This is a genomic window from Agromyces sp. Marseille-Q5079, assembly GCF_051016555.1.
In the GTDB taxonomy this organism is placed as follows: Bacteria; Actinomycetota; Actinomycetes; order Actinomycetales; family Microbacteriaceae; genus Agromyces.
In genome coordinates this window covers 394,156-406,707 of record NZ_JBPEJF010000002.1, presented here as the reverse complement: position 1 = coordinate 406,707, position 12,552 = coordinate 394,156, and the positions used below count along the sequence as shown (strand labels likewise).

The window sequence follows — 12,552 nt, the reverse complement described above, 5'->3', positions numbered from 1 at the left end:
TCTGGGGGTATCCGCCCGCATTGACGGTGCCCGATCGCGTCGATACGGTCGCAGGGTGCGAGAGACGGAAGCGGTCACGACCCCACTCGAGGCGACCGCGGCCGGGATCGCGGCATGATCACGGTCGACGGGCTGCGGGCGATCCCGATCTTCGCGCCGCTGCCCGACGAGACCCTCCGCTACCTGGTCGGGGCGGTCGAGGACATCCAGCTCGTGCCGGGCGAGTACTTCGCGCACGAGGGCGACGAGCGCGCGCTCTTCGTCGTGACCGAGGGCGGCGCCGAGATCACGAAGATCGTGAACGGCGAGGAACGCGTGATCGGCACGCGCAAGCCCGGCCAGTTCTTCGGCGAGGTGCCGATGACGCTGAGCACGCCGTTCCCCGCGAGCGGACGCGCGTCGCAGGCCTCGCGCATCATCAAGGTCGACGTCACGGCGTTCTACACGCTCGCGGCCATGGCGCCGTCGGTGCCGGCACGGGTCGCGTCCCTCGCGCGCCGCTACCTCGACTCGCTGCAGGCGATCGCCGCCGAGGTGCCCGAGACCGACATCCGCCTCATCGGCCCGCGGCTCGACGCGAAGACGCACCTCGTCGCGCGCTTCCTCACGCGCAACCAGGTCGCGTTCGATCGGGTGACGCTGGATGCCGCGGCCGCGGCCGCATCCGATGTCGAGGTCGCGCCCGGTGCGCCGCCCGCTGAGCCCGCCGCATCCGCCGTGCCCGCTGCGTCCTACCCCGTGCTCGAGACCGCCGCCGGTGCGCGCCTCGAGGATCCCACGATGCGCGAGGTGGCCATCGCCATCGGGCTCGACGTCGAGCCGGCGTCCGCGCGCTACGACGTCGTGATCCTGGGCGCGGGGCCGGCGGGCCTCACCGCGGCGGTGAACGGCGCCGCCGAGGGCCTGCGCACCGTCATCATCGAGCAGCTCGCACCCGGCGGCCAGGCCGGCACGTCGACCCGCATCGAGAACTACACGGGGTTCCCGTTCGGCATCTCGGGCGACGACCTCGCGAGCCGTGCGCTCAAGCAGGCGAAGCGACTCGGCGCCGAGATCGTGGTGACCCGCACCGTCGAGGCGATCCGCACCGACGCCGAGGGACACGTCATCGTGCTCGACGGCGGTGGGACCCTGCGCGCCGCGGTCGTGATCGTCGCGACGGGGGTCGAGTGGCGCGACCTGCCGGTGGCCGGCGTCGAGCGGCACCTCGGCAACGGCGTCTACTACGGCGCCGCGCGCAGCGACGCGGCCGTGGCCAAGGGGGCCGAGGTCGCCATCATCGGCGCGGGCAACTCGGCCGGGCAGGCGGCGATCTTCTTCTCCCGGCACGCCCGATCGGTGACCCTGCTCGTGCGCGGCGCCTCCCTCGAGGCGAGCATGTCGCGCTACCTCATCGACCAGATCGCCGCCATCGACGGCATCCGCGTGCAGATACGCAGCGAGGTGGTCGGACTCCACGGCACGGATGCGCTCGAGGGCGTCGACGTGATCGACCGCACGACGGATGAGGTCGCCCGCCGCGACTTCACCGTCGTCTTCGTGATGATCGGTGCCGATGCGGTCACCGGTTGGCTGCCGCCCGACGTGGCGCGCGACGAGCGCGGCTACCTCCTCACCGGGCCGGATGCCGCGGCGACCGGGGCCTGGACCGAGGAGCGCCGCCCGTTCGCGCTCGAGTCGAGCACGCCCGGCGTCTTCGCGATCGGCGACGTGCGCTCGGGGTCGGTCAAGCGCGTCGCCGCGGGCGTCGGCGAGGGCGGCATGGCGATCGCGTTCGTGCACCAGTACCTCGCGCTGCCCCGTCCACGCGCTGCTCGCGCCCGGTAAGGTAGGAATACGCTTTCCCGCCAACGACGGAGGACCCACGTGCACTACGGCGCCGACTACAACCCCGAGCAGTGGCCCGAGGAGATCTGGCCCGACGACGTCGCGCGCATGCGCGAGGCCGGGGTCACGATGGTCAGCCTCGGCATCTTCTCGTGGGCGCGCATCCAGCCGCGCGAGGGGGAGTTCGACTTCGCCTGGCTCGACCGCGTGATCGACCTGCTGCACGAGGGCGGCATCGCCGTCGACCTCGCCACGGCCACCGCCTCGCCGCCGCCGTGGGCGAGCGCCGCCTACCCCGAGCTGCTCCCGCAGGATGAGAACGGCTCCGTCTACTGGCCCGGCAGCCGCCAGCAGTTCGCGCCGTCGTCGCCCGTGTACCGGCGCCTCGCCGGCGAACTCGTGACCGCGATCGCCGCGCGCTACGCGCAGCATCCGGCCGTCGTCATGTGGCACGTCAACAACGAGTACGGCTGCCACCTGAACATGGACTACTCCGATGCCGCGCGCGACGCGTTCCGGCGATGGCTGGCCGACCGCTACGGAGACATCGACGCGCTCAACGTCGCCTGGGGCACGAACTTCTGGGCGCAGCGCTACCAGGCCTTCGACGAGGTGTTCCCGCCGCGCAAGGCGCCCTACAGCCTGAACCCGGGGCAGGTGCTCGACTACCACCGGTTCACGAGCGACATGCTGCTCGAGTGCTACCTCATGGAGCGCGACCTCATCCGCGCCGCCGGGGCGACGCAGCCGATCACCACGAACTTCATGGGCGCGTTCAAGCCCGCGAACTACGAGCAGTGGGCGCCGCACCTCGACCTGATCAGCGACGACTGCTACCCGGACCCGAACGACCCCGAGAGCTTCCGGGCGGCCGCGTTCCAGCGCGACCTCGTGCGCTCGTTCAAGCCCGACGTTCCCTGGTACCTCATGGAGCAGGCGACGAACGCGCTCAACTGGCGTCCATCGAACGCGCCCAAGGCGCCCGGGCAGATGGCCGCGCTCAGCGCGCAGGCGATCGGGCGCGGCGCCGACGGCATCCTCTTCTTCCAGTGGCGCCAGTCGCGCGCCGGCGCCGAGAAGTTCCACTCGGCGATGCTGCCGCACGCCGGCACCGACACCCGCACGTGGCGCGAGGTCACGGCCCTCGGCGCCGACCTGGCGAAGCTGCCCCAGCTGCCCGTCGGTGGCCGCGACGCACGCGTGGCGATCGTCTTCGACTGGGAGAACTGGTGGGCGGTCGAGGCATCCGACCACCCGATGAACGGACTCGACTACGTCGCCGTGGTGCAGCGCTGGTACCGCGCGCTGCACCGCCGTCACGTGCAGGTCGACCTCGTGCCGGCCGCTCGTGTCGACGACCGCTATGCCCTCGTCATCGCGCCGCTCCTGGGCCTCGTGCGCGAGGAGGATGCGGCGGCCCTCACGTCGTTCGTCGGCGGCGGCGGGCACCTCCTTGCCGGTCCGTACACCGACGTGGTCGACGAGGCCGACCGGTTCCGCGTCGGCGGGTTCCTGACGCAGCTCGGCGAGGCGTTCGGCGTTCGCCTCGAGGACTTCGGCGCGCTCGTGGCACCCGACGCGCCGAGCTCGACTCCGGGTGAGCGCGAGGCGCGGTTCGGCGGCGCGGCGATCATCGAGTCGGTCGGCACGCTGCTCGCCGAGGAGATCCACGTGACGGATGCCGCGGTCGAGGCCTCGTTCATCGGAGGCCGCCGCGACGGCGATCCCGCGCTCACCGTGCGGCGCACCGGAGACGGCACGGCACGCTACCTCGCGACCGTGCCCGACGAGCGCGGCGTGCAGGCGGTCGTCGACCACGTGCTCGCCGACGCCGGGGTCGAGCCGGTCGTCGCCGGGCTGCCCGAGCACATCGAGGCGGCCCGCCGCGGCAGCCTCCTGACGCTCGTGAACCACGGCGGCGCGGCGGCCGAGCCGGTCGAGGTGCCCGTCACCGGAACCGACGCGATCACCGGCGAGACCGTCGAGCGGGTCCGGCTCGGCGCATACGACTGGGCGTTCGTGCTCAGCGCCGACGAGGGGCGGTGAGCATGCGCGTCGTCGTCGCCCCCGACTCGTTCAAGGGCACCGTCGAGGCGACCGACGCCGCCGCGGCGATCGCCCGCGGCTGGCTGGGCGTGCGGCCCGACGACGACCTCGTCGAGATGCCGATGGCCGACGGCGGCGAGGGCACGCTCGACGCATTCCTCGCCGCGGTGCCGGGCGCCGTGCGCATGCCCGTCGAGGTGCAGGGGCCCGACTCCCGCCCGGCGCGGTCGAGCTGGGTGCTGCTGCCCGACGGCACCGGCATCGTCGAGCTCGCCGCCACCTCGGGCATCACGATGCTCGATCCGCTGCAGCCGCTCGACGCGCACACCGTGGGCTTCGGCGAGGCGATCGCCGCGGCCCTCGACCACGGCGTCGAACGTCTCCTGCTCGGCCTCGGCGGCAGCGCCACGAGCGACGGCGGCGCCGGTGCGCTCGCCGCCCTCGGCGCCCGGTTCGCGGATGCCGAGGGCGACCCCGTGCCGCACGGCAATCGCGGGCTCGCCCTGCTCGCTCGCGCCCACCTCGGCGGCCTGCGCCCGCTGCCGCCGGGCGGTGCCGTCGTGCTCGGCGACGTGACGAACCCGCTGCTCGGACTGACCGGCGCCGCCGCGGTCTTCGGCCCGCAGAAGGGGGCGGATGCCGCGACCGTCGACCGGCTCGAGGCGAACCTCGCGCACCTGGCTGCGATCGTCGACACCGAGACGGGTGTCGACGCCGGCGCCCCGGGCACCGGCGCCGCGGGCGGCACCGGATTCGCCATGCTCGCGTGGGGCGCCGAGCTCGGCGGGGGAGCGGAGCTCATCGCCCGCACGATCGGCCTGCCCGAGGCCGTGGGCGGCGCCGACCTGGTGATCACGGGCGAGGGCCGGTACGACGGCCAGTCCGAGGCGGGCAAGGCCCCCACCGAGGTCGCGCGCCTCGCCGAACGCTCCGGGGTCGGCGTGGCGCTCGTCGCCGGGGCGATCACGGCCGAACCCGTTCGCTTCGCGGCATCCGTCTCGCTCACCGACCTCGCGGGCGGCGGGGCCGCGGCCATGGCCGACGGTGTGCGCTGGCTCGAGGAGGCGGGCGCCGTGCTCGCCCGCCGGTTCGGCTGACCGCTCGGGAGTCCGGCCGTGTCGCGTGCCGAGGTGGCCGAGGCCGACGCCGAGGCCGAGGCCGACCGGCCGCACCACCCCGGGAACGTCGAACGGGCCCGCGCGAGATTCGCACGGGCCCGTTCGACGTCGGAGGAACGATCGCGTCAGGTCCGCAGGATCGAGCCGCCCGCGCGCTTGCGCGAGACCGCGTCGATCGTGGCGGCCAGGATCAGCACGCCGCCGGTGACCGCGTAGTTCACGCCCGCCGGGAGGTTCAGCAGGCCGAGGCCGTTCGTGATCACGGCGATCACGAGCGCGCCGATCGCGGCGTGGATGAGGCGCCCGCGACCGCCGAACAGGCTCACGCCGCCGACGACCGCCGCCGCGACGCCGCTCAGCACGATGTCACGGCCGGCTGCGGCATCCACCGAGCCGACCTTGCTGATGCTGAACAGGCCGGCGACAACCGCGAGCGAGGAGCACGCGATGAACGCGAACCAGCGGATCGCGGCGACCTTGACGCCCGATCGTCGCGCGGCCTCGGCGTTGCCGCCCACCGCGTAGATGTAGCGGCCGAACTTCGTGCGGTCGAGCACGAACGTGCCCAGCCAGAGGATCGCGAGGGTGATCGGCACGACGATCGGCACGCCCTCGATGGCCTTGAACCCGGTTCCGCGGTTCTGGTTGAGGATGAACACCACGATGCCGCCGAGCACCGCGATCGCGATGAGCTTCGCCCAGACGAGGGCGATCGTGCGGTTGGGGACCCCGGCGCGGGTGCGGCGCGAGCGGTCGATGAACGACATCGTCGCCGAGATGGCGAGCATGACGAGGATCATCACCCAGCCCGCCCACGGCGGCATCGTGCTGTTCTGGATGGCGAGGATCTCGGGCGTCTCGACGCGGTACAGGCCGCCGGCGCCGATGATCATCAGCTCCAGGCCCTGGAACCCGAGGAACAGGCCGAGGGTCACCACGAATGATGGGATGCCGACCTTCGCGACGAAGAAGCCGATGAACGTGCCGATCGCGATGCCCGTGAGGAACGCGATCGCGAGCGCCAGGATCCAGTTGAGGTTCACGACTGCGACGAGCACCACGAAGATGACCATCGCCAGGCCCGCGGTGACGCCGGCCGACAGGTCGATCTCGCCGAGCAGCAGCACGAACACGAGCGCCATGCCGAGCATGACGAGGGTGGCGGCCTGCGTCAGCAGGTTCGCGAAGTTGCGCTCGGTGAAGAAGAACGGGCTGAGCGCCGTGAACAGGATGCTGAGCACGACGAAGCCGGCGATGGCGGGCAGCGCCCCCATATCGCCGCCGCGCACCCGTTGGACCCAGGCGCGGACCTGGTCCATCAGGCCGCCCTCCTGTCCGCTGCCGATCAGCTGCTCGGTGCTGAGCGCGGACAGGGCGGTCGTGGAATCGGTCGGGGGCGCACTGCTCTTCGGCGCGCTCATGCGGGGGTCTCCTCGTAGGTCTTGGCACCGGTGATGTAGCCGATGACGTCCTCGTTGTTCGTCTCGCTCGTCTTGACGGAGGCCACCATCTGGCCGAGGTAGAGCACGTTGATGTCGTCGGCGACCTCGAAGACGTCGACCAGGTTGTGGCTGATGATGATCACCGAGACGCCCTGCTCGGCGAGGCGCTTCACGAGGGCGAGCACCTGCGCGGTCTGCGCGACGCCGAGGGCGGCGGTGGGCTCGTCGAGGATGACGACCTTGGCCTTCTTCAACACCGATCGCGCGATCGCCACGGTCTGGCGCTGACCGCCCGACAGTGAGGAGACCTTCTGGCGCACGGACTTGACCGTGCGCACCGAGAGTTGGCGAAGGGTCTCGGCCGCCTCGCGCTCCATGCGTCCCTCGTCGAACGTGCCGGACGAGAGCTCCTCGCGACCGAGGAACATGTTCTGCACGATGTCGAGGTTGTCGCAGAGCGCGAGGTCCTGGTAGACGACCTCGATGCCGAGGGCGCCGGCGTCGCGCGGGCTGTGCAGGTTCACGGGCTCGCCGTTGAAGAGCACTTCGCCGCCGTCGTAGGGCTGCACGCCGGCGAGCCCCTTGATGAGCGTCGACTTGCCGGCGCCGTTGTCGCCGACGAGGGCCGTGATCTTTCCGGGGTACGCCGTGAGGTTCACGCCCTTCAGCACTTCGACCGGGCCGAAGCTCTTCACGACCCCCTTCAGCTCGATGATCGGCAGGTCCATGCCGGGTCCTTTCTCTGGGGAACAGCGCTGTCCCGGGGTGTTCTTCTCAAGCGGGAGCGGGAGACCCCGGGACGAGCGTTCGTCCCGGAGCCTCCCGTCGGATCGGACCGGACTATCCCACGCCGTGGGCGGCGCAGGCGTCGGCCACGTCGTCGGTGCAGATCTCGGCGGCGTCGGCGTTGCCGTCGTCGACGACCGTCTGCACGTCATCGGGACCGACGAGGATCGGCGTCACCGCGATGTACGGCGTGCCGTCCTCGAGCTGCTTGTCGACCGAGGGCTTCTCGCCGTTCAGGAGGTTGATGGCGAGCTCCGACGCGGCGTCGGCTTCGAGTCCGAACGGCTTGTAGACCGTGGCGGTCTGCTTGCCGAGGAGCACGTTCTGCAGGCCGGCGACCGAGGCGTCCTGACCCGAGACGGGAACGGTGAGGCCGTTCTTGTCGAGGATCGTGATGACGCCGGCGGCGTTCGTGTCGTTCGCGACCCAGACGGCGTCGACCTTGCCGCCGAGCGCGGTCAGCGCCTGCTCGAAGTTGGTCGCCGACTTGTCGCCGTCCCAGACTCCCGGCGGCTCCTGCGCGGGCTTGATGCCGGCGGGCTCCATGACACTCACGGCTCCGTCGTGGAACATCGCCGCGTTGCCGTCGGCGGGGTCGCCGCCCATGTAGACCACGACCGCGCTGGCCGGGTCCTTGCCGGCCGCCTCGAGGCCGTCGAGGATCGACTGGCCCTCGAGCGCTCCGACCTGCTCGTTGTCGAACGAGACGTAGTAGTCGGCGCCCTCGATCGGACGGTCGTATGCGATGACCGGGATGCCCTGGTCCTGCGCCTTGGACGTGACGGCCACGGCCGCACCGTTGTAGTCGACGAGGAGCATCACGCCGCAGCCCTTGCTGAGCTGCTGGTCGGCGATGGTGGCGTACTTGCTGGTGTCGCCCTGGGCGTTCTGGATGTCGGCCTCGAAGCCGGCGTCGGTGATGGCCTTCTCGAGCGCGGGACGGTCGCCGTTCTCCCAACGCGGCGATGATGCCGCATCGGGGAGGATGACGCAGGCACGCGTCGCGGTCGCCTCGTCGGTCGAGCCGCCGTCGCCGCCGCTGGAGCACCCCGCGAGCATCAGCATCGATACTCCGGCGAGGGCTGTGATCGAGATCAATGAAGACGTCTTCATCGTTCTCCCCTTCTCTTGGTGAGTGTGCAGGACATTCACTGCTGCCGCGTCTGCACTGACGTCGGCATGAGGATACTGACTGCTCTGTAAGGGGAGCGGTAGTCCGGTGTCGATAACGATCGGGTAACACCGGGATGGATGTGACACGTCACATCACGGGCGGAAAGCGGTCTTCCTCAGTGCTGGCCACGATGGCCCTGTCACATCGTCGAATGCGCCTCCTCTCGGGCGTCGTGACCCCAGTTCGGGGTCGAATCGATTCGCCCGGCGGATGCCCGCGCGTAGCGCTCGCGGATCGCGCCGCGGTGGTCGCTCGGAAGGGTCTCGACGACCTCGATCGGCCACGCCGGGCGTTGCCCCGTGAGGGCCCACGCGGCCTGCCGCGCGGCACCGTCGGCGACGTATTCACCCGGCGCCGGCACCACGATCGCAGCATCGAAGACCTGCGCCGCGATGCGGCGCACGGCAGGGTTCTGGGCGGCCCCGCCGATCAGCAGCACCCGGTCGACCGAGACCCCCTGCCCGGTCACGGCGTCGAGTCCGTCGGCCAGTCCGCAGAGCATGCCCTCGATCGCAGCCCTGGCGAGGTTCGCCGGGGTCGTGTTCGCGAGCGTCAGGCCCTCGAGCCGCGCCGTCGCGTCGGGCAGGTTCGGCGTGCGCTCGCCCTCGAAGTAGGGCACGAGCACGGCGCCGGATGCTCCGGGCTCCGCCTCGAGCGCCAGCCGGCCGAGCGCGTCGTGGTCGACGCCGAGCACGCGCGCGAAGGCGTCGAGCACCCTCGCGGCGTTGAGCGTGGCGACGAGCGGCAGCGAACGGCCGGTGGCGTCGGCGAACCCGGCGACCGTGCCGGTGGCGTCGGCGATCGCGTCATCCGTCACGGCGAAGACCGTGCCGCTCGTGCCGATCGAGACGACGACGTCGCCGGATGCCGCGTCGAGGCCCAGCGCGGCGGCGGCGTTGTCGCCGGCGCCGGCGCCCACGAGGATGCCATCGGGAGTGGGGCCCGCGGCCTCGGACGGGCCGAGCACGCGCGGCAGCACGGCGTCATGGCCGAGCGCGCGGACGAACAGGTCGCGATCGTAGCCGTCGGGGCCCCAGTACGCCGTGCCGCTCGCATCGGAGCGATCGGTCGCGAGCTCCTCGAGCACGGGGCCGAGCACGGACTCGCCGGTCGGGCCGAAGCCGCGCAGGCGCCAGGTCAGCCAGTCGTGGGGGAGCGCCACGGCGGCGACCCGGGCGGCGTTCTCGGGCTCGGCGTCGCGCAGCCAGCGCAGCTTGGTCGCCGTGAACGAGGCGACCGGCACGACGCCCGTGCGCTCCGCGTATTCGTCGGCACCGACCTCGGCGATCAGGTCGAGCGCGGCCTGGGCCGAGCGGGTGTCGTTCCAGAGCAGGGCGTCGCGGATGACGCGGCCGTCGGCATCGAGCACGACCATGCCGTGCTGCTGGCCGCCGATCGAGATCGCCTCGACGCCGTCGAGCCCCCCGGCGTCGCCGATGGCCGAGAGCAGCGCGCCCCACCATGCGGCGGGGTCGACCTCGGTGCCGTCGGGATGCGGGGCGCGGCCCGAGCGCACGAGCTCGCCGGTCGCGGCATCCCGGATCACGATCTTGCACGACTGCGTCGACGAGTCGACTCCTGCGACGAGCGGCATCGCCCGCCCCCTCTCGGTTGCCCGGTCAGTGTGATCCGGGCTCATTCGATCTTCACGATGGAGCCCGGCGTGTCGCGTCGACGACCCGCCGGGCGTGGCCCCGGCACGCCCCTGCCGTCGCGGTGCGAGCGATCAGGGGCGTGCACATGTCGGGCAGTGGGCTCAGCGTGCGCCGAGCAGGTGCTCGGTGGCGAGCTGCTGCAGGCGCACGAAGCCGCCGCCCTTGCCGCCGAGGTACACGTCGGCGTCGAAGTCCTCGTAGGCCGAGCGGTCGGCGAGGAACTCGTCGTAGGACTCGCCGGGGTTGAGGGTCGGCGTCGACAGCTCGAAGACCTTCGCGGCCTCGAGCGCCTCCTGCACCTCGGGGTCGGCGCGGAAGGCCGCGGCGCGCTCCTTGAGCAGCAGGTAGGTGCGCATGTTCGCCGCGGCGGACTCCCACACGCCCTTCTCGTCTTCGGTGCGCGAGGGCTTGTAGTCGAAGTGACGGGGGCCCTCGTAGGCGGGAACGCCGCCGGGGCCGCCGTTCTCGAGCAGGTCGACGAGCGCGAACGCGTTGTGCAGGTCGCCGTGGCCGAACACGAGGTCCTGGTCGTACTTGATGCCGCGCTGGCCGTTCAAGTCGATGTGGAAGAGCTTGCCGTGGTACAGCGCCTGGGCGATGCCGGCGGCGAAGTTGAGCCCGGCCATCTGCTCGTGCCCGACCTCGGGGTTGAGGCCAACGAGTTCGGGACGCTCGAGCGAGTCGATGAACGCGATCGCGTGGCCGAGGGTCGGGAGCAGGATGTCGCCGCGGGGCTCGTTGGGCTTGGGCTCGATCGCGAACCTGATGTCGTAGCCCTTGTCGGTGACGTAGTCGCCGAGGAGGTTCACGGCCTCGCGGTAGCGCTCGAGCGCCTGGCGGATGTCCTTCGCCGAGTCGTACTCCGCGCCCTCGCGGCCGCCCCACATGACGAAGGTCTTGGCGCCGAGCTCGGCGCCGAGGTCGAGCTGGCGGAACACCTTGCGCAGGGCGAAGCGGCGCACGTCGCGGTCGTTGGCCGTGAAGCCGCCGTCCTTGAAGACGGGTGCGCTGAACAGGTTCGTGGTCACCATCGGGATGATGAGGCCGGTCGCGTCGAGTGCGCCCTTGAGGCGGTCGATCTGCGTCTGGCGCTCGGCGTCGCTCGAGCCGAACGCGAAGAGGTCGTCGTCGTGGAACGTCAGGCCGTAGGCGCCGAGCTCGGAGAGCTTCTCGACGGCGTGCACGACGTCGAGGGGCTTGCGGGTGGGGCCGCCGAACGGGTCGGTGCCGTTGTACCCGACCGTCCAGAGACCGAAGGAGAACTTGTCGTCGCGGGTGGGCGCGCTGGCCATGGAGATCCGCCTTTCAGCGTCATCGATGATTTGTTGGCAGGTACAACATAAACCCGGGACCCGGTCGGCGCAAGTCCTCCATTTCGCAACTTTCGCGATTAGGATTCGAAACATGAAGACGGATGCGGACGGAGACCGAGTCACCCTCGCCGAGATCGCCGACGAGACGGGCTCGAGCCTGTCGACGATCTCCAAGGTGCTGAACGGACGCACCGACGTGTCGAAGGCGACGAGGGATCGCATCGAGCGCGTGCTCCACGAGCGCGGCTACGTGCGGCGGGGCGCAGGGCGGTCCGAATCCCGCCCCGAGCTGCTCGAGCTCGTCTTCCACGGACTCGACCCGATCTGGTCGATGGAGATCATCGGCGGGGTCGAGGCCGTCGCAAAGGAGCACGGCCTGAGCGTCGTGCTCACCGTGAGCGGCGACCGGCACGCCCCCGCCCCCGACTGGATCGAGGGCGTCATCCGCCGTCGCCCCGTCGGCGTCGTCCTCGTGTTCTCGGAGCTCTCGCCCGAGTACCGCGAGCGGCTCCGCTCCCGCGCGATCTCGTTCGTGATCGTCGATCCCGCCGGCGATCCGTCGCCCGATGTGCCGAGCGTGGGGTCGGCGAACTGGTCGGGCGGGCTCGCCGCGACCCGCCACCTGCTCGAGCTCGGCCACCGGCGCATCGCGACGATCACCGGCCCCGAGGACATGATGTGCTCCCTGGCCAGGCTCGACGGATACCGCAGTGCGATGAACTCCGCCGGACTCGCGATCGACCCCGACTGGGTGCGGTTCGGCACCTTCGAGGTCGCCGGAGGGCGCGACCGTGCACGCGAGCTGCTCGCGCTGCCCGCAGACCGCCGACCGACCGCGATCTTCGCCGGCAGCGACCTGCAGGCGCTCGGCACGCTCGACGCGGCACGCGAGGTCGGGCTCACGGTGCCCGGCGACCTCTCGATCGTGGGTTACGACGACATCACGCTCGCCCCGTGGGTGAGCCCGCCGCTGACGACGGTGCACCAGCCCCTGCGTCGCATGGGCGAGGAGGCCGCACGGCTCGCCATCCGCCTGAGCGGCGAGCAGCCCGAGTCCACCCCGCGCATGGACCTCGCGACGAACCTCGTCGTGCGCGAGAGCACCGCGCCGCCGGCCGCGTAGGCGCGCTGCCCGCCCGACTGCGTTCCGGTGCGGCCGTGCTCGCGTCGTGGCGACGGTCGCCGGTCGAG

Annotated in this window: 9 protein-coding genes; 4 read left to right on the top strand and 5 right to left on the bottom strand. The window is 71.6% G+C overall.

Annotated features, from left to right (window positions below; genetic code table 11):
* Window positions 1–114: 114 nt before the first annotated feature.
* The 3 genes from ACR3IO_RS05580 to ACR3IO_RS05570 are packed head-to-tail and all read left to right on the top strand — an operon-like array spanning window position 115 to window position 4,970.
* Window positions 115–1,827 carry an FAD-dependent oxidoreductase gene (locus tag ACR3IO_RS05580; RefSeq protein ID WP_434070179.1) on the top strand — a complete coding sequence of 571 codons (1,713 nt, stop codon included), beginning with the start codon at window positions 115–117 and terminating at the stop codon, window positions 1,825–1,827.
* A 39-nt stretch (window positions 1,828–1,866) separates the two neighbouring features.
* Entirely contained in the window at window positions 1,867–3,873 is a 2,007-nt protein-coding gene (locus ACR3IO_RS05575; RefSeq protein ID WP_434070178.1) for a beta-galactosidase, read from the top strand.
* 2 nt (window positions 3,874–3,875) lie between these two features.
* The gene (locus ACR3IO_RS05570; RefSeq protein ID WP_434070569.1) at window positions 3,876–4,970 is read left to right on the top strand and encodes a glycerate kinase; all 1,095 of its coding nucleotides are present in this window, start codon (window positions 3,876–3,878) and stop codon (window positions 4,968–4,970) included.
* Window positions 4,971–5,116: 146 nt separating this feature from the next.
* Here the strand turns inward: ACR3IO_RS05570 and ACR3IO_RS05565 are convergent, their stop codons facing one another.
* The 5 genes from ACR3IO_RS05565 to xylA all read right to left on the bottom strand — a co-directional run bounded on the left by ACR3IO_RS05565 (window position 5,117) and on the right by xylA (window position 11,340).
* Window positions 5,117–6,412, bottom strand: coding sequence for a sugar ABC transporter permease (locus ACR3IO_RS05565; RefSeq protein WP_434070177.1), 1,296 nt, complete (start codon window positions 6,410–6,412; stop codon window positions 5,117–5,119).
* Entirely contained in the window at window positions 6,409–7,161 is a 753-nt protein-coding gene (locus tag ACR3IO_RS05560) for an ATP-binding cassette domain-containing protein (RefSeq protein WP_434070176.1), read from the bottom strand. Before ACR3IO_RS05560 ends, ACR3IO_RS05565 begins: the two co-directional genes overlap by 4 nt.
* Window positions 7,162–7,273: 112 nt before the next feature.
* Window positions 7,274–8,332, bottom strand: a complete 1,059-nt coding sequence (locus tag ACR3IO_RS05555) for a sugar ABC transporter substrate-binding protein (protein ID WP_434070175.1) — start codon at window positions 8,330–8,332, stop codon at window positions 7,274–7,276.
* Window positions 8,333–8,532: 200 nt separating this feature from the next.
* Window positions 8,533–9,987, bottom strand: a complete 1,455-nt coding sequence (xylB, locus tag ACR3IO_RS05550; protein WP_434070174.1) for a xylulokinase — start codon at window positions 9,985–9,987, stop codon at window positions 8,533–8,535.
* 162 nt (window positions 9,988–10,149) lie between these two features.
* On the bottom strand, window positions 10,150–11,340 hold the full coding sequence (gene xylA / locus ACR3IO_RS05545) for a xylose isomerase (RefSeq protein ID WP_434070173.1): 1,191 nt from the start codon (window positions 11,338–11,340) through the stop codon (window positions 10,150–10,152).
* Between the two features lie 112 nt (window positions 11,341–11,452).
* Here xylA and ACR3IO_RS05540 point away from each other — a divergent pair, with 112 nt between their 5' ends.
* Window positions 11,453–12,484, top strand: a complete 1,032-nt coding sequence (locus tag ACR3IO_RS05540) for a LacI family DNA-binding transcriptional regulator (protein WP_434070172.1) — start codon at window positions 11,453–11,455, stop codon at window positions 12,482–12,484.
* The last annotated feature ends 68 nt before the right edge of the window (window positions 12,485–12,552 follow it).